Raw genomic sequence first — 17,417 nt, forward strand, 5'->3', positions numbered from 1 at the left:
TCCTTGGATGTTTTGTGACCAAGTGGTTTACACGGGAGGCGCCCACCCTGGGCGCCCGCCCGGCAGGCGGCGGCCCTGATCCGGGGCCGGAGCCTGCCATTTCCTGGCATATCGCGACTATTCGTTTGCGATATGCGCCGGGGATTCTAACAAATGTTGGCCTATACCGTGCCGCTTACGCCTGTTTTAATCCAGATCAAACAGCGCGCGCCTCAGCCGTGCTTCACTGTATAGGCCAGCTGATGCGTCAGGCAGTAACGCTGTCGCCACTCCAGCGGCCGGCCGTCCATGCCCGCCGACAGGCGCAACAGGCACAGCGCCGGCACGTCGGCCACCATGCCGGTCACGCCCAGCAGGCTCGCCTCCTCTCGCGGCAGCATCTCGGCGCGGAACTGCTCGCTGACCGGACGCAGCCGCGTGCCGAAGCGTTGCTGCAAGGTGGCGTAGACGCCGGCCGAACTGCGCAGCCAGCGCGCCTCCATACCGTCGAACGGCTCGGCCGGCAACAGCACGTCGTCCAGCGCCACCGGCGCGCCGTGCCAGCGCCACAGCTGACGAATTCTCAATAAAGGCGCCAGGCGCCGCAATTGCAAAGCCTCGGCGATGTCCTCGCTGGCGTTCAGTCGGGACAGGCCGAGAAACTCGCGCACCAATTCGTCGGGCCGCTCGAAGAACAGCCCCGGCGTCAACAGCGCCGCGTCGCCCCAATCGCCGGGCACCGGCGCCACATAAGTGCCCCTGCCCTGTTGCCGGTACAGCAGGCCGGCGGCCACCAGCTCGGACAGCGCCTTGCGCACCGTGCCCTGGCTCGCGCCCAGCTCGTCGGCCAGCTCCCATTCGCTCGGCAGCGCATCGTGCGCCTGCCACTCGCCATCGCCTATCCGCTGTTGCAGCAGTTGCATGACCTGAGCGTACAGCGGCTGTCTCTTCAGCGTATTGGCTGTCATGGTCTGTGTTTTAACACCAAACAAATCAAGCGTAAAGGTAAGTCTTATATAAGACATAAGACTCAAACGCTTGTTTGACGACTTATTGTTGGCGGCATAGTCCAAATCGATAAACAGCCGTGATACACTTCAGGCCACATCTATACTGCAGAGCAACATCTGCAGTTCATTATCGGATACGTCAAAGGAGAGTCCGCCAATGAAAGCCCCCGTTCGCGTTGCCGTTACCGGCGCAGCCGGCCAGATCGGCTACAGCCTGCTGTTCCGCATTGCCAGTGGTGAAATGCTGGGCAAGGACCAGCCGGTCATCCTGCACCTGCTGGACCTGCCGCAGGCCCAGACCGCGCTGAAGGGCGTGATGATGGAGCTGGAAGACTGCGCCTTCCCGCTGCTGGCAGGCATGGTCGCCACCGACGATCCGAACGTGGCCTTCAAGGACGTGAAAGTGGCCCTGCTGGTCGGCGCCCGCCCGCGTAGCAAGGGCATGGAGCGCAAGGACCTGCTGGAAGCCAACGGCGCCATCTTCACCGTTCAGGGCAAGGCGCTGAACGACCACGCCGCCCGCGACGTCAAGGTGCTGGTGGTGGGCAACCCGGCCAATACCAACGCCTGGATCGCGATGAAGTCCGCTCCGGATCTGGATCCGAAAAACTTCACCGCCATGTTGCGTCTTGACCACAACCGCGCGCTGTCGCAGATCGCCGCCAAGACCGGCAAGCCGGTGGCCGCGATCGAGAAGCTGGCCGTGTGGGGCAACCACTCGCCGACGATGTACGCCGACTACCGCTTCGCCACCATCGACGGCCAATCGGTCAAGACGATGATCAACGACGACGTGTGGAACCGCGACGTGTTCCTGCCGACCGTCGGCAAGCGCGGCGCCGCCATCATCGAAGCGCGCGGCCTGTCGTCCGCCGCCTCCGCCGCCAACGCCGCCATCGACCACATCCGCGACTGGGTGCTGGGCAGCAACGGCAAGTGGGTGACCATGGGCGTGCCGTCCGACGGCTCCTACGGCATCCCGGAAGGCGTGATGTACGGCGTACCGGTTGTATGCGAAAATGGCGAATACAAGCGAGTTGAAGGTCTGGAAATCGACGCGTTCAGCCGCGAGCGCATGGACCTGACCCTGGCCGAACTGGAAGAAGAGCGCGCAGCCATCGCTCACCTGTTTGGCTGATTTCCGGTCCGACCGAAACAAAGCGCACCATGCGGTGCGCTTTTTGTCTTTGGTCAAACCGCAAAACCGCATTTGAATTTATCAATACAGACTGCCATTTGGAGCGAGAGCATGATTGAAGTTGAAGTCCTGAACCAAATCGCGGCCAAAATCGAAGACCTGGCCGCCCGCGCCGCCGATATTCGGGGGTATCTTTGACTACGACGGCAAAAAAGACCGTCTGGAAGAAGTCTCCCGCCTGACCGAAGACCCGGAAATCTGGAACGAGCCGAAGAAGGCCCAGGAACTGGGCCGCGAGCGCAAGCAGCTGGAAGACGTCGTGCTGGTGCTGGACAGCATCAACGCCGCCGTCAACGATAGCCGCGAACTGTTCGACATGGGCAAGAGCGAGGAAGACGACGACACCATCCTCGCCGTGCAGGCCGATCTGGAAGAAGTGGAAGCCAAGGTGGCGCAGCTGGAATTCCGCCGCATGTTCCACGACCCGATGGACCCGACCAACTGCTTCATCGACATCCAGGCCGGCGCCGGCGGCACCGAAGCCCAGGACTGGGCCGGCATGCTGCTGCGCATGTACACCCGCTACGCCGAACGCAAGGGCTTCAAGGTGGACGTGCTGGAGCTGTCCGAAGGCGAAGTGGCCGGCGTCACCAGCGCCACGCTGAAGATCGAGGGTGAATACGCCTACGGCCTGCTGCGCACCGAAGTGGGCGTGCACCGGCTGGTCCGCGTCTCGCCGTTCGACTCCAACGCCCGCCGCCACACCTCGTTCTCGTCGGTCTTCGTCTACCCCGAGGTCGACGACAGCTTCGAGATCGACATCAACCCGGCCGATGTGCGCACCGACACCTACCGCGCCTCCGGCGCCGGCGGCCAGCACATCAACAAGACCGACTCGGCGGTGCGTCTGACCCACATCCCCACCGGCATCGTCGTGCAGTGCCAGAACGACCGTTCCCAGCACCGCAACCGCGACGAAGCCTGGCAGATGCTGCGCGCCAAGCTGTACGAGCTGGAACTGAAGAAGCGCAACGAGGCCAAGCAGGCGCTGGAAGACACCAAGACCGACGTGGGCTGGGGCCACCAGATCCGCTCCTACGTGTTCGACCAGTCCCGCATCAAGGATTTGCGCACCAGCTACGAAGTGGGCAACATCAAGGGCGTCATGGACGGCGACCTGGACGGCTTCATCGAAGCCAGCCTGAAACAGGGCGTCTAAGCCACTCGGGCCGGTTCCCTCGCGGGGCCGGCCTTCGCGTTGTACTTTTAGTTAATTGCCGAAGGAACCCTACCCGGCACGGAGTCATCATGTCTGATCACGAACAAGCACAGGCGCAAAGCCAAGACGAAAACCAGATCATGGCGGAACGCCGCCTGAAACTGCAGGCGATCCGCGAAAAAGGCATCGCCTACCCCAACGACTTCAAACGCAGCCACTTCGCCAAACCGCTGCAGGACGACCACGCCGCCAAAGAGGCCGAGGCGCTGGAAGCCGAGAAAATCGAAGTCGCCGTCGCCGGCCGCATGATGCTTAAACGTGTGATGGGCAAAGCCAGCTTCGCCACGCTGCAGGACGTCAGCGGCCGCATCCAGGCCTTCGTCTCCCGCGACAACGTCGGCGAGGACGTCTACGCCGACTTCAAGCGCTGGGACCTGGGCGACATCGTCGCCGTCAAGGGCGTGCTGTTCAAGACCAAGACCGGCGAACTGACCGTGCAGGCCACCGAAGTGCGCATGCTGTCGAAGAACATCCGTCCGCTGCCGGAGAAATTCCACGGCATCGCCGACCAGGAAACCAAGTACCGCCAGCGCTACGCCGACCTGATCATGAGCGAGGAAAGCCGCGAGACCTTCATCAAGCGCTCCAAGATCGTGCAGAAGGTCCGCGACGTGATGGTGGGCGAAGGCTACCTGGAAGTGGAAACCCCGATGATGCACCCGATTCCGGGCGGCGCGTCGGCCAAACCGTTCGTCACCCACCACAACGCGCTGGACATGCCGCTCTACCTGCGCATCGCGCCGGAGCTGTACCTGAAGCGCCTGGTGGTCGGCGGCCTGGAACGCGTGTTCGAGATCAACCGCAACTTCCGCAACGAGGGGATGAGCACGCGCCACAACCCCGAGTTCACGATGATCGAGTTCTACGAAGCCTACAGCGACTACCAGCGCATGATGGAGATGACCGAAACCATCATCCGCGAATGCGCGCTGGTCTCCTGCGGCTCCACCACCGTGAGCTACCAGGGCAAGGAAGTGGACCTGGGCAAGCCGTTCGACCGCTTCACCATCGTCGAGGCGATCAAGCACTACAACCCGCAATACACCGACGCCCAGCTGTCCGATTCCGCCTGGGTGGCCAGCGAGATCAAGCGCCTGGGCGGCAAGCTGCCGCCGGCGCCGGGCCTGGGCAGCCTGCAACTGGCGCTGTTCGAGGAATGCGCCGAGTCCCTGCTGTGGAACCCGACCTTCATCATCGACTACCCGGTGGAAGTCTCCCCGCTGGCGCGCGGCTCCGACACCCAGCCGGGCCTGACCGAGCGTTTCGAACTGTTCATCGTCGGCCGCGAGCACGCCAACGGCTACTCCGAGTTGAACGATCCGGAAGACCAGGCCGCCCGCTTCCAGGCGCAAGTGGCGCAGAAGGACGCCGGCGACGACGAGGCGATGCATTACGACGCCGACTACATCCGCGCGATGGAATACGGCCTGCCGCCGACCGGCGGTTGCGGCATCGGCATCGACCGTTTGGTGATGTTGTTGACGGATGCGCCGTCTATCCGGGATGTGATCTTGTTCCCGCATATGCGTCCGGAGTAAGATTTAGTCCAGACACTGGGCTGATGAGAAAGCCGCTCACTGCAAGGTGGGCGGCTTTTTCTTATTCTTTGATTGTAATTTTTATTTTAAAAAATTATGCCGTACAATTTAAAGGCACCATCAACTGACCAACTTCTTTTGGTTTTGAATTAAATTCGTAGCAGTGCAGATTGTATTCATCAATGAACTACCATGTTATTCATGGCGCGGGAAAATTATTAGCTGCCGCCTCCATTATAAAAAACAAGCCCAACATTTACCGAGTAGCACGAATTTGTTTTGTGTCCGCTTCGTGGACAGATAATTAAGGACCGTAGGTTGAGCTGAGCCAAGCGAAGCCCAACGTTTACCGTGAAATACAGATTGGTTTTGTGTCCGCTCCTCGGACAAATAATTAAGTGCCGGTTCCTCCCGGCTGGACGAGTCCATTTCTTTTGCCTCGCCAAAAGAAATGGACGAAATAAAAGGCGACCCAACAGCGCTGCGAAATCCCGACTCCAACGCCCTTTCCAAGGCGCCGCCGAACTCGCGGGACGCTAACGTCGCCCCGCTCAAACAGGCGACAGCTTAAAACCTTGGAAAGGGTTTCGAAGCCGGCTTGCGCTGATGGAGTGTAAGAGCAAGTCAGTTCGGTTTAGCTGAAAGGTATGACTAAAAGCCCATAGAAAGGAAAAAAACCATTCTTAAGCATATCTTATTGAAAATATGGCAATTTAAGCTATTCAAATCGAGAAACAGCCTATCAGGCAAAACTGCCTCACGGCTTAACGAGAAAAAAACTTTAATGTCACACCAACAGAGTCATGAAAAAGAATTACTATTGGCAATAAGACAACTTCCCAAAACCATTTCCCAAAATGGCACCAGTTCAATTAATATTTCACTACTGCTAACTGCGACATCAAACCTCCCACTAACAAACTTGGAAAGCATAGAGAGAACTATCCGCCGGGGCTACTATGAAATACTAAAAACATCTACCGCATTTCATCCAAGCACGACAAAAATAGCTTACCATCCTTTAACTTGGTTAGATTTATGCCATGAAAATGGATTTCAGCGAGAAAAAGCTTTACGCGCTCCGCTTGGCCCTGCCCCCAATGCTATTTTCTTTGCTATTGCCATGCGTCGGCTTAATGACTGGGCTCCCAAGGTTAGAGAGGCTGCCCGTGAAAGACTGCCCACCATAGCAGAAAATACAAATCCAGAATTTGTAGCAGATTTTCTATGTGCCACCTTACCGCATTGGGTCTCTTGGGGACGCATAGAAGAAGAGGACAGGAAAGTTTTATTGGACATAGCCTCTATCGATAAGGTAGGTAAATCCCTAAAAACAAAAATCATATCAGCCACTTCTGGTCCAATGGCCTCTGTGCTGACACAGTTAGGCCGCAGAAGTGCGTTCGACAGCTACCTCAACGACATTGCAAAAAAAGCCTTACAACCATCTGTTCGAGCAAAAGCCTATCGCTGCTTACTGGAGGGAAAGATTACTTGGTGTGCTGGCAGAGAATGGAAATGGATCGATAAGCACTATGGTAAAGGTCTATTCAATCCCATACTATGTAATCGAGCTTTAACTATCGACACACCATTCTTGGAAACATTGCAATCCGCCTCTATTGATCGTTCGCCAATAGTCAGGCGCATAGCTGGCGAAATACTTATTCGTAATATAGACAGACTCGGCAATGCTGCCTTAGCTCTTGCGGAGCAACTAGCATTAGACTCCTCTCCGTCATTAGCAGAACGTGGACGATTTATTTTGCGCGAGATGCTCAAGCCTGATTGAACAGGACCATAGGTTGGGTTGAGCCAAGCGAAGCTCAACGATTACCGTGCGATACGGATTGGTTTGTGTCCGCTCCGCGGACAGATATTTAGGTGCCGGTTCCGCCCGGCAAAACGGGTCCATTTCTTTTGCTTCGCCAAAAGAAATGGACGAAAGAAAAGGCGACCCAACAGCGCTGCGAAACCCCGACTCCAAAGCCCTTTCCAAGGCGCCGCCAAACTCGCGGGGCGCTAACGTCGCCCCGCTCAAACAGGAGGCGGCTTAAAACCTTGGAAAGGACTTCGGAGTCGGCTTGCACTGATGGGATAGGGGCAAGTCGGTTCGATTCTACCTATTGCAATATAACAATCAGCCAAGTTACAAACATGACTACACGTCAAATCTCTATCAGCAATAAAAAACTACGCGGCATTCCAAGGCGTTTACGAGCGCTATCCAACTGGGGAAAATCATTCCATGGATATTTTCCTGACGGCCTGAAAAAGCAGGACAAATATTGGAATTACAAAATACCCGTGCATGAAAGCCTTGTCCAAGGAAAGCAAGCCAAAAGGCAATTACAAGCCCAATGCGCTCAAAACCTTATCAATGCAGCGCACCACATTTTCCTTGCAAAACCATCAACAGCAACTGATTTTCGCGTTACGTGCACAATAGCCTTACCAGACATGTTCATCAGTGAACTTTGTATCTTTTCGGATGAAAATTACTTCAACTTACATACATCGGCAGGAAAAAGTTACCTTGGAGAAAAAGAAATAATCCAAGGTAGAAGCCTAGCCAAAGAATGGAACTTATCCATTCCTGAGAGTTTCTTTGAGCTAGGTGTGCTACGTACCAATATCGATGACGATGGAAATCCATACGTTTCTGAATACTGGTACATTGGCGAAGTGAACAAACGATAGAACAAGCCATCAGCTAATGCTGGCAACGCAACTTCATCACTTGGTTTGGAAAGCAACAGGACCTTTCCAACGCGCCCCCTTCCCTTCAAGCCTGCCGCCGGGTGGCAGGCCCGAGGTCTTAAGCGGCTGCCTGTTTGAGTCCCGCGACGGTAGCGCGCATCGCTGAGCGAATCTCTACGTACGAGGCTACGCCTCGCCCAGTGAGAGATTCGCACGCAGAGAGTTCAGCCGCGCCTCGGGCCTGACGGGAACCGGCGGGAAGCCGCGGGCCAGGCTTGCAGGGTGGCCGGGATATCGAGTGAGGTTATAAAGCAGGCAAATAACCCCTCCCCGCCGCCGGGCAGCCCCGGCAATCCAAATCATCATCCGCTCAGCGGATTCTACGTACGGCTTCCAAGCACACCCCTATTCCTACCCCATTTGCTTGCCTGACAAGCCTTCCCGCCGGATAATCTCATCCGTGCCGTTCAATAGCGGCACCGGGATTGGCGTCCCGAATCCAGGCGGACTTGCGTGCAAGGCTGAGCTTTGTCGCGTCCGTACACCATTGCGCGTCCTCTATGGCGGGCCATGGTGGGAGCATCGAATAGATGCGCCGTTCCTGGATCGGTACGCCAATCCTGCCATGTGCCTGCCACCCCTGCTTGGCGTCGGGGTGGCAGGCTTGAGCGTCTATCCAGGAGGGCTTTGCCATGTCCAGCATCCCCCGTAGTCGATCACACCTCGCCGTCTCGCTGAAAAACCGTCGCCCCGTCAGCACTCGCTGGCTATGTCACGTCCAGACGTCCACGCCCACTCTCAGCCTGTTGGCGATGACCCGGCTGCATGACGCGCTCGCCGCCTTGCAGATACACCTGGATAGCCGGGACTACGCCAAGATTCGGCTGCCGGCCGCCCATGTGGCTTATCTGTGCGAAGAAATAGAGCAAGCGGTGATAGAGGCCGTCTGCCACCTCGCCCACGGCCAGCTGGGTTTGCAATCGGTGCTGGGCCTGCTCGCCTGCCTGGGCGACGACGCCCACCTGCCGTCCCGTCGCCTGCAGACCCTGCTGATGCCGCTGGACAAGCGGATGGACGAAGCCTTCGCGCGGCTGACCCGCGTGCTATAGGCCCCTCTCCCATCAAAGCAAACAGCCAGGTCCGCCTCCCGGCGGCCTGGCTGCACGGCAATGCCTGCGCTTAGCTAACGGACAGGCAAGCGGTCCGTACGACCTGCCCCGTTTGCCAGCAGGCTGCATAAGCGTTTTCGAATAGTATCCACCGTTTGCTTTTACCCTCTCCTTATGAAACGCGTCATACGCATAGGCGACCCCACCAGCCACGGCGGCAAAGTCGTCAGCGCCTCGGCCACCACCACCATGTTCGGCAAAGCCGTCGCGCTAATCGGCGACGCCGTCAGCTGCCCGCAGAACGGACACGTCAACTGCGTCATTGTGGAAGGCGACCCGTCATGGACCGTCGGCGGCAAGGCCGTCGCGCTTGAAGGCCACAAGGTCAGCTGCGGCGCCGCGCTGATCTCGACAATGGGCGAAGTCGGCCGCGATTATGAAAGCAGCGGGACCGCGACAACGGGCAGCCAATCAAACGGGCTGGCCGCCGGTGTGGCGGCAGCAGCCGCCAGCATGGCGTCCCTCGTCGCTTTCGACGAACAGATCCGCTTCTTCACCGCCGACCGGAACGTGCTTGCCAACACCCGCTACACGCTCACGCTGGGAGACGGCAGCACGGTAGAAGGCAGCACCGACTCCGCCGGCAAGACGGAACGCATCCAAACCGATAAAGCCACCGAGATTACCTGCGCGGAGTTTTACCCGGATACGATCTATGGCTGCACCTGCCAGCAAGAGCATATGTGCGAGACCGGGGGACGCGCGCCCTCTCCTGCCCTCAAAGCCAAGCTCAGTGGCATCAAGACGAATCCGCAGGCTATCGGCTCATCCACGGTCAACCATACCTTGCCCAAGGCGACAGACACGCGGGGCATGACGCCAGGCGAAATCGCCATGGCCCAGACGGTGTTCAAGAACGCCATCGATTACGCCAAGGTCAAAATCCACCGAGGCGGCTTGTTCGGCCAACCCAATCGCTCCGGCAACGCCATGACGCCAAAAGGGGAAATTCATTTTCCGGATGATGCATTTCAGCCTGACTTTTCGGTTGTAGATGACAAGTCGGTGAAGATCTGGTTCATTCACGAGATGACTCACGTTTGGCAATACCAGCTAGGCTATAGCGTCACATTTGCGGGTATGCGGATTGGCGCGAAAGGCGGTTATTCTGATGATGGCAAAAAAGGAGCACCATCACCGGCCTATCGCTATCATCTGAATACCGAAGACAGAGGCAAAACCATGCCTGATTTCAATATGGAACAGCAAGGCGAGCTTGTGTCACACTACTTTGGTGCAGCAATACTGAACTACCCTAACTATATAGGAAAGCTGCCCTCCTTGAGGCTCGCGCTTGCCAGCTTCTTGATCAATCCTGCAGATGCGAGCCTGCTACCCAAAACAACGGCAATTGAACCATGATTATGAAGCAATATATTCTTATTGGTGCCCTGTTTTTTTCAAACGCCTGCTTTGCAATGTCAAAGCTGTATGATACAGATGCTGCTGCGCTGATGAAGGATGGAAAACCATGCTTTTACATCAGCACGCCAATTGAAAAAGAGACACCAGATTTCCTGGCTGGCGAGGGTGTCCATGCTGCAGTCTTCAAAGTAAATGGCCCCAGCAAGTGGGATATGTGGGTGGAGAAGCGCTTGCGCGTTGATCCTGTCGCCCCCAAATCTTGTATTCCATATGGGATGAAATCCCCCGTCAGGAACGACAAGCTTGCAGTGCCTTTAAATCATGGCGAAGGATATTACTTTTCGCTTACCGGCGAGTATGGCCGCTACCGGGTCTACTTTTGTGTGAAAAAAGACTCTGGCAGCAATAAAGACTACCTAGTAAAAGCAGATAAATACGGCCGTTGTCTTTCTGAGCCATTATAATCAATTAAAAGCCATATATCTATTCGAGCACATATTAATATAAAGACCGGACTACGGCAGTCAACACATGCCGTAGTATGTTTCAGAAGAAAAATTAAAAATGAAATATCTACTGGTCGCAGGACTGGCATTGGCGGGCAACTGCTGGGCAATGTCCAAGCCCTTCGATGCGTATGCCGCCGCAGTGATGAAGGATAGTAAGCCATGTTTTTACTTGAAAATACCGATCGAGGGTGAGACCCCTGACTATCTCAAAGGCCAGGGCGTATCCGCCGAAGTGTTCAACGACACGCAACATCGTTATATGTGGAAGTCCTGGTACAAAACCACGCGAAAGACTCCTCCGGTGTCACCACAGACATGCCTCCCCTACGGCGCCATGCCACCGGACAAGAATAAAGTGACGGTACAGCCGCTGACCAAGGACACCTCTTACATTTTGACATGTTTGGCGAGTACGGTCGGAACCGTCTCTATTTTTGCATCAAGAAGAACTCACAGGGGAAAGACTACTTAACCGAATCTGACCCACAAGGAAACTGCTCAGCCAATCCTCTTTAATTCGAGAGTAGCGATAAAGCCTTAGAAAAATCTCTAAAGACGGCTCGCCCAGATGGAAGCAAGCTCATCATTCCATTTCTGCCGCAGGGTGTAATCCCCACCAGAGGCGGCAACAAGAATGAAGAAGGGATAAAGCGCCAAGGGCACCGCCTGCCAATGCCCCCATTCCCATGCCCGCACCGCCGGCGCCAACGATTTGATTGGCACACTCGCCACGGGCGGCTGTAACGGTTTCTACTTCTTCAATAGTTAACTCAATCATTTCTTCCTCCTTGAGTACAGCCCAAGCAATACAACCATTACCGTCGGAATAAATGTTTTAAAAAAAACCAGTTTTACCTCAACATCCTCTCCTGCTGGCGAATAGTGCCTTGCAACCTCATAAAGCACTGCAGAAAAAGACAACCACACAAAGCAGAAGGAAAATAATAACAATGATAGTTTTTTCATAGCCAGCCTTATGAGAATAAAAGGAATTTCAATGCCGCAGGACAAACGGATGGATGAAGCCCTCTCTCGACGACTCCACCTGTTGTAAGCCCCTCCCCATAAAACCAATAGCTGGCCTGCCAGCCAACTCCCTGCTTGGTCTGTCGAAACCTACACCGTAGACGGAAAACCATACCTGCCTCCTGCCCGGTGTGCCAGCAGGCTGCATAAGCGTTTTCGAATAGTATCCGCCGTTTGCTTTTACCCTCTCCTTATGAAACGCGTCATACGCATCGGCGACCCCACCAGTCACGGCGGCAAGGTCGTCAGCGCCTCGGCCACCACCACCATGTTCGGCAAAGCCGTCGCGCTGATCGGCGACGCCGTCAGCTGCCCTCAGAACGGACACGTCAACTGCGTCATCGTGGAAGGCGACCCGTCATGGGCCATAGCCGGCAAAGGCGTCGCGCTTGAAGGCCACAAGGTCAGCTGCGGCGCGACGCTGATCTCGACAATGGGTGAAGTCGGCCGCGACTATGAAAGCAGCGGGACTGCGACAACGGGTAGCCGCTCAAACGGCCTGACCGCCGGTATGACCGCGGCAGCAGCCACCGCGGCGTCCCTCCCCGCTTTCGACGAACAGATCCGCTTCTTTACCGCCGACCGGAACGTGCTTGCCAACACCCGCTACACGCTCACGCTGGGAGATGGCAGCACCGACTCCGCCGGCAAGACGGAACGGATTCAAACCGACATCACCCAAAACATCACATATGCCGAGTTTTTCCCCGAAATGGCTTACCCGTGTGCTTGTACCGCCGATCATGCTTGCGAACTAGGCGGCCGCGCTCCGGCGCCGGCATTGAAAGCTAGCCTGCAAGGTGTCAAGACCAACCCACAGTCGGTCGGCGCCTCCGTCGTTAGTTACACCTTACCTCCCGCAGACATCCGTGCAATGACTGCCGGAGAAATCGCCATGGCGCGTACTGTCTTCAAGGATGCAATCGACTATGGGATGGTCAAAATCCACAAGGGTGGCTTGATGGGTGTGCCGGCGAGTACCGGGAATGCGATGACGCCAAATGGGGAAATTCACTTCCCGCCTGAAAGCTACCTCCCCGACTTCTCTACGCCTTCCGTCGATGCAGGCATCAAGGTTTGATTTATCCACGAAATGGGCCACGTCTGGCAGTATCAGATGGGCTATAGCGTCCGCCGGGCCGGTACGGCACTATGGATGCGAGGCGGTTACCGCGACGATGGGGCACGAAAACAGCCATCGCCCGCATACCGTTACAACCTGGCAGGCGAGGACAAAGGAAAGAAATTGTCCGACTTCAATATGGAACAACAGGCACAATTGATTGCACACTACTACGGCGCGACGGCTCTAGGCATGATGGCCTACACTACACGGCTACCTAGCTTGAAGTTTGCCCTTTCCGACTTTATTGCCAATCCCAAGAATCCGGCATTAGTTCCGACAACAACTAAAGTAGAGCCGAAGCCATGATGCCGTCTACGCTGTGCAAAATCACTCTAGCCGCTCTGATGACTGCTGTCTCCATCAGCTCATCGTGGGCCATGTCGAAACCATACGATGCCGTGGCTGCTGTTATTATCAAGGCAGGCTTGCCATGCTTCTACTCCAAAGTACCATTGGAGTCTCCCCCGCCTGATTATCTGAAAGACATGGGGCTGGAGATCAGTGTATTCAATCAGTCGAAAAGCACACCTGGCTATATCTGGCATACATGGTTCAAGGATTGGCAAAAGCCTCTACCTGTCTCTCCGGCCTCCTGCATCCCCTATGGTATCAAATCACCAGACAAGAACCCGCGCCTTGCGAAATCGCTACCTCGCAATACACCACTATCATTTTGGATGGATGGACAGTATGGCCGCCACAATGTGCGGTTCTGTATCCGAAAGAACACGCAAGGACAGGATTACCTAGCTACCGTAATCAACCAGGATGGCGTCTATGCTTGTACCGCTGAAGCACTAAAAAACAGCTAGCAATGACATCAAGCGGCATCGGATTCAGTAGAAGATCAAATAGCCACAGGTGGGACGGCAAGTCACTCGATCCGAGCCGTAGGGTGCCGTCCCCCCGAAGGGGCGACGCACCGCTTGTCTCATATTCCACCTACTTGCTTGTTTTCTCCAGCAGCCCGCCGAACATCTCCGGGTCAACCAAGTCTCTCAGCGCCACGCCCAAGGCGTCGGCCAAGGCGCCCATATTGTCGATGGAGACATTGCGCTCCCCTCTCTCGATCTCCGAGACATAGGTTCTGCTCATCCCCGCCTGTAAAGCCAGTGCCTCCTGCGACACATCGTGCAGTCGTCTGGCAATGCGCAGGTTGCGGGCGAAAATCGCACGGGCGGACAAGGGTTTAGTCGTGTTTTCCATATCCCGCAAGCTTCACCGCTTGCCACCCCAAGAACCACGCGATATGATTTGCAAATTGCAAACTATAAGTGACTTTTTGTTTTTTATTGATATCTTCATGATGCTGATTATGTGTCATGTCCGGTACGGGCAGCCACTTAAGGAATCGCCTATGCCGTCATGCTCCGGATACCAGACACTCTGCAAACTGCCGTCCCGTCTGATCGACGCCGGTAGCCGTGTTCGCGATACCGCGACAGCGCTCCACGCAAAGAAGGGTTTGCCATGTCTAGACCCACCCGTAGTCGGCCCCGCCTCACCGCTTCCCTGAATAATCGCCATCCGGCCCGCGCCCACTGGCTGCTGCACGGCCAAATGCCTGAGTACCCGCCCAGCCTGCTGGCGATGACGCGGTTGCGGCAGGCGCTTGCCGCCCTGCAAGCGCAACTGGACGGCAAGGACCCGGTCGAAACGCCGGCTGCCCACCTGGCCCAGGTATGTGAGGACATCGAGCAGGCGGTGATAGAGGCGATCTGCCATCTCGCCTACGGCCAGCTGAGCTTGCAGTCCGTGCTGGATCTGCTCGACTATCTCGACGACGACGTGCGCCTGCCGCCCAGCCGCCTGCACGAATTGCTGCTACCGCTGGACAAGCGGATGGAGCAGTCGCTGGCGCAGCTGATCCGGGTGCTGTAGATCCGGTTCATCAAAACAACAGCCAGGTCCGCCTCCCGGCGGCCTGGCTTCTCAAGCAATGCACTTGTATGTTCCCCGCTCTATCGGACTCTGCATCTGGCGGTTGAATCCGTTCAAACTACGCGCCCAGCTCAGCCTATTTCCCACCGATAAGGTGCAATACCCGACGTGCAAACTCAGGGGGATTCAATGGATGCGACTTCACGCTGATCCGCAATAGCCAACCGCCAAAACGCGGTGTAGTCAGAAAGCGCCAGCACGGTATACCCAACGTGCAAGCTACTGAATTTTGATATTCCAACTTCGATGGAATACTACTTTTTTAACTTTACCTTTATGGCAAGCATCATGGATGTCATGCCGAAGACAATACCCGACAGTGTCGAGCTTACATTATGCGCATTAATATTCTCAACGACGCCAACTGCAGAGATTAAAGTTCCAACAAGCAAGCAGAAGAATTTAAAACTCTGGCTCATATGCTCTTACCAAAATAAATTTATTTCAAGAATGGCCACATCCAATCAGGCATCAATAGAGGTGGCCAAAGACTGCCAAATATAGCGCTTACCAGCGGTAGCGAGCAAATCGCGGACTCGGCACCCGAATGCCGTAATGCGGCGGAATTGGCATTAAGAGCCGCTAACAAAACTGCGCAGCGTACCTGAGCCAAGGCGCGCCGACGCAGGCTGTACAAGTAGTACGACAAGGAGGCGCAACGCAGGATCAGGGGTTTTGTTAGCGGGTCTAAAGCGGTGCAATGCCCGGCTGGAAGATGGCTGCATCCCATCGTCCCTAGCCGGGTATTGCCCCCTACCCTCTGCATCTACCCCTGCGCGCTGGGGCGGATGATGATTTCGCCGACATCGACGTCGGCGGGTTGCTCGATGGCGAACGCAATCGCGCGGGCCACCGCTTCCGGCGGCATCGCGAATGCATCCATGCCGGCGGTGATTTGCGCTTTGACTGCCGGATTGCTCATCGAGTCGACGAAGTTGGTCCGCGTGAAACCGGGAGAGATGACCGTCACCCGCAGTTTGTCGCCGGCCTCCTGCCTTAGCCCTTCCGAAATCGCGCGGACAGCGGCCTTGCTGGCCGCGTAGACCGCCATATTCGGCATGATGCGATGCGCCGCGGTGGACGCGGTATTGATGAAGTGGCCGAAGCCCTGCGAGCGGAACACCGGCAGCGCCGCGTGAATGCCGTACAGCACCCCTTTGATGTTCACATCCACCATATCTTCCCAGTCGTCGATGCGCAGTTCATCGAGCGGGGAGATCGGGCCGACGCCGGCATTGTTGATCAGCACATCCAGCTTGCCGTAGCGCTCGCGTGCCAGATTGACCAGCTGCGACACGTCCTCCCGGCGCCTGACATCCATACAGGCCCATGCGCAGCTCCCGCCCGCCTGTGCGATCCGCTCGGCCACGCCGCGCAGGCGATGCTCGCCACGGGCGCCCAGTACCACTTTCGCTCCGCGCGCCGCCAATAACAGCGCGGCGGCCTCGCCGATTCCGCTGCTGGCGCCGGTAATGGCCACGACCTTGTCTTTGATCGCCGACATGATGCTCTCCTTATCGCCTATCCAGGAGGGCTGATCTTCGGCTATCGATGCCGGCCAATCTATAATCTATCAAGCGAAATTCTTCATCCATCGTACGAAATCTCATGGACCCGCTTTCCGATATCCTCCATCTGCTCAAAGTCGAAAGCATGCTGTCGGCGCGGTTCGAGGCGCATGGCGCTTGGTCGCTGCGTTTTTCCGCCTACCGGCACATCAAGTTCGGCGGCGTGCTGGCCGGGTCTTTCTGGCTATGGTTCGAAGACGGCTCGCCGCCGCTCAGGCTGAGGCAGGGCGATTTCTATCTGCTGACCCAGGGGCAGCCGTATTGCACCGGCAGCGATCCCTCGCTCGCGCCTGCCGATGGCCGCCAGGTGCTCGCGACAAACCGTTGCCCCGATGGGATCGTGCGCTATGGCCAGGGCGGGGAACGGGTCAGCGCGGCGGGCGGCCGTTTCGTTCTAGACGCCAGCGCCAGCACGCTGCTGCTGAGATCGCTGCCGCCGCTGATCCATATTCCGGCGGCGTCGGAAAGCGCGCTGGCGCTGCGCGCGACGCTGGACCTGCTCCGCTTTGAAACGGAAACGCCCCGCCCCGGCGCATCGCTTGCCGCGGTCAGCCTCGCGAGCATGGTCCTGGTTCAGGTGCTGCGCGCGCATCTGGCGACGAGCGCGCATACGCCCGGCTGGCTGGGCGCGCTGGCCGATCCCAGGATAGGGAAAGCGCTGGGTCTGATGCATGCCGACGCAGCCCGGCATTGGAAAGTCGACGAGCTCGCCACCGCGGTGGCAATGTCGCGCACGATGTTTTCCGAGCGATTCCGATCGCTAGTCGGCATGACGCCTATCGATTACCTGACTCACTGGCGCATCGCCAAAGCCAGCGCCGCGCTGAGAGCCGGGGAGAGCATCGCCTCCGTCGCCGCAAGCGTCGGCTACGGCTCGGAAGCGGCATTCCATTCCGCATTCAAACGGATAGTCGGGCAAAGCCCGGGACGTTATCGGCGCTCGCAAGCCGAAGGGCAACGCCCCGGATAGCCGGGCCGATCCCGCATTGACTCGGCTGATGGCAGGGCGACGGTGCCATGCCTGCTAGGGTATGGCGCCCTGCGCCACCGGGTTCACAAAGCGATTCCC

Annotated in this window: 18 protein-coding genes; 14 read left to right on the forward strand and 4 right to left on the reverse strand. The window is 57.0% G+C overall.

Annotation, left to right across the window (positions count from 1 at the left end):
- Positions 1 to 212: 212 nt before the first annotated feature.
- Positions 213 to 902, reverse strand: coding sequence for a GntR family transcriptional regulator (locus WNM05_RS19315; protein WP_434630013.1), 690 nt, complete (start codon positions 900 to 902; stop codon positions 213 to 215).
- Between the two features lie 244 nt (positions 903 to 1,146).
- Between WNM05_RS19315 and WNM05_RS19320 the strand changes: the two genes are divergently transcribed.
- The 9 genes from WNM05_RS19320 (at position 1,147) to WNM05_RS19360 (ending at position 11,159) form a co-directional block, all read left to right on the forward strand.
- Complete coding sequence (locus tag WNM05_RS19320) at positions 1,147 to 2,127, forward strand: malate dehydrogenase (RefSeq protein WP_434630015.1); 981 nt, start codon at positions 1,147 to 1,149, stop codon at positions 2,125 to 2,127.
- A gap of 111 nt (positions 2,128 to 2,238) precedes the next feature.
- Positions 2,239 to 3,346, forward strand: a protein-coding gene (prfB, locus tag WNM05_RS19325) for a peptide chain release factor 2 (RefSeq protein ID WP_434630016.1) whose coding sequence is annotated in 2 segments (ribosomal slippage) — positions 2,239 to 2,322 and positions 2,324 to 3,346 — 1,107 coding nt in all. Because the reading frame shifts where the segments join, the coding sequence is not laid out codon by codon here.
- 89 nt (positions 3,347 to 3,435) lie between these two features.
- Positions 3,436 to 4,944, forward strand: a complete 1,509-nt coding sequence (gene lysS / locus WNM05_RS19330; RefSeq protein WP_434630018.1) for a lysine--tRNA ligase — start codon at positions 3,436 to 3,438, stop codon at positions 4,942 to 4,944.
- 697 nt (positions 4,945 to 5,641) lie between these two features.
- Positions 5,642 to 6,736: a hypothetical protein gene (locus WNM05_RS19335; RefSeq protein WP_434630020.1), complete on the forward strand. Its 1,095-nt coding sequence runs from the start codon at positions 5,642 to 5,644 to the stop codon at positions 6,734 to 6,736.
- Positions 6,737 to 7,101: 365 nt separating this feature from the next.
- Positions 7,102 to 7,644, forward strand: coding sequence for a DUF3916 domain-containing protein (locus tag WNM05_RS19340; protein WP_434630022.1), 543 nt, complete (start codon positions 7,102 to 7,104; stop codon positions 7,642 to 7,644).
- A gap of 692 nt (positions 7,645 to 8,336) precedes the next feature.
- Positions 8,337 to 8,753 (forward strand): DUF1484 family protein, encoded by a 417-nt coding sequence (locus tag WNM05_RS19345; protein WP_434630024.1) that lies wholly within the window; start codon positions 8,337 to 8,339, stop codon positions 8,751 to 8,753.
- A 174-nt stretch (positions 8,754 to 8,927) separates the two neighbouring features.
- On the forward strand, positions 8,928 to 10,175 hold the full coding sequence (locus tag WNM05_RS19350; RefSeq protein WP_434630026.1) for a PAAR domain-containing protein: 1,248 nt from the start codon (positions 8,928 to 8,930) through the stop codon (positions 10,173 to 10,175).
- Positions 10,172 to 10,642: a hypothetical protein gene (locus tag WNM05_RS19355; protein WP_434630028.1), complete on the forward strand. Its 471-nt coding sequence runs from the start codon at positions 10,172 to 10,174 to the stop codon at positions 10,640 to 10,642. Before WNM05_RS19350 ends, WNM05_RS19355 begins: the two co-directional genes overlap by 4 nt.
- A 100-nt stretch (positions 10,643 to 10,742) precedes the next feature.
- Entirely contained in the window at positions 10,743 to 11,159 is a 417-nt protein-coding gene (locus WNM05_RS19360) for a hypothetical protein (RefSeq protein ID WP_434630030.1), read from the forward strand.
- Positions 11,160 to 11,270: 111 nt separating this feature from the next.
- On the opposite strand, the gene WNM05_RS19365 is transcribed toward WNM05_RS19360, so the two are convergent.
- Positions 11,271 to 11,465: a hypothetical protein gene (locus WNM05_RS19365; protein ID WP_434630032.1), complete on the reverse strand. Its 195-nt coding sequence runs from the start codon at positions 11,463 to 11,465 to the stop codon at positions 11,271 to 11,273.
- A gap of 441 nt (positions 11,466 to 11,906) precedes the next feature.
- Between WNM05_RS19365 and WNM05_RS19370 the strand changes: the two genes are divergently transcribed.
- From WNM05_RS19370 to WNM05_RS19380, 3 genes are read left to right on the forward strand one after another with little or no spacing between them, the layout of a single operon-like run.
- A complete protein-coding gene (locus tag WNM05_RS19370) occupies positions 11,907 to 12,794 on the forward strand; it encodes a PAAR domain-containing protein (protein WP_434630033.1) in 888 nt (295 codons plus the stop codon).
- A gap of 36 nt (positions 12,795 to 12,830) precedes the next feature.
- A complete protein-coding gene (locus WNM05_RS19375; RefSeq protein WP_434630035.1) occupies positions 12,831 to 13,145 on the forward strand; it encodes a hypothetical protein in 315 nt (104 codons plus the stop codon).
- A complete protein-coding gene (locus WNM05_RS19380; RefSeq protein ID WP_434630037.1) occupies positions 13,142 to 13,651 on the forward strand; it encodes a hypothetical protein in 510 nt (169 codons plus the stop codon). Before WNM05_RS19375 ends, WNM05_RS19380 begins: the two co-directional genes overlap by 4 nt.
- A gap of 130 nt (positions 13,652 to 13,781) precedes the next feature.
- Here the strand turns inward: WNM05_RS19380 and WNM05_RS19385 are convergent, their stop codons facing one another.
- Positions 13,782 to 14,045 carry a helix-turn-helix domain-containing protein gene (locus WNM05_RS19385; RefSeq protein WP_434630039.1) on the reverse strand — a complete coding sequence of 88 codons (264 nt, stop codon included), beginning with the start codon at positions 14,043 to 14,045 and terminating at the stop codon, positions 13,782 to 13,784.
- A gap of 354 nt (positions 14,046 to 14,399) precedes the next feature.
- Here WNM05_RS19385 and WNM05_RS19390 point away from each other — a divergent pair, with 354 nt between their 5' ends.
- Positions 14,400 to 14,720: a DUF1484 family protein gene (locus tag WNM05_RS19390; protein ID WP_434630041.1), complete on the forward strand. Its 321-nt coding sequence runs from the start codon at positions 14,400 to 14,402 to the stop codon at positions 14,718 to 14,720.
- A gap of 826 nt (positions 14,721 to 15,546) precedes the next feature.
- Here the strand turns inward: WNM05_RS19390 and WNM05_RS19395 are convergent.
- Positions 15,547 to 16,284 (reverse strand): SDR family oxidoreductase, encoded by a 738-nt coding sequence (locus WNM05_RS19395; RefSeq protein ID WP_434630043.1) that lies wholly within the window; start codon positions 16,282 to 16,284, stop codon positions 15,547 to 15,549.
- 104 nt (positions 16,285 to 16,388) lie between these two features.
- On the opposite strand from WNM05_RS19395, the gene WNM05_RS19400 reads away from it, so the two are divergent.
- Positions 16,389 to 17,318: an AraC family transcriptional regulator gene (locus WNM05_RS19400; protein WP_434630045.1), complete on the forward strand. Its 930-nt coding sequence runs from the start codon at positions 16,389 to 16,391 to the stop codon at positions 17,316 to 17,318.
- Positions 17,319 to 17,417: the final 99 nt, after the last annotated feature.

The sequence above is a fragment of the Chromobacterium sp. CV08 genome, from assembly GCF_051129845.1.
In the GTDB taxonomy this organism is placed as follows: Bacteria; Pseudomonadota; Gammaproteobacteria; order Burkholderiales; family Chromobacteriaceae; genus Chromobacterium.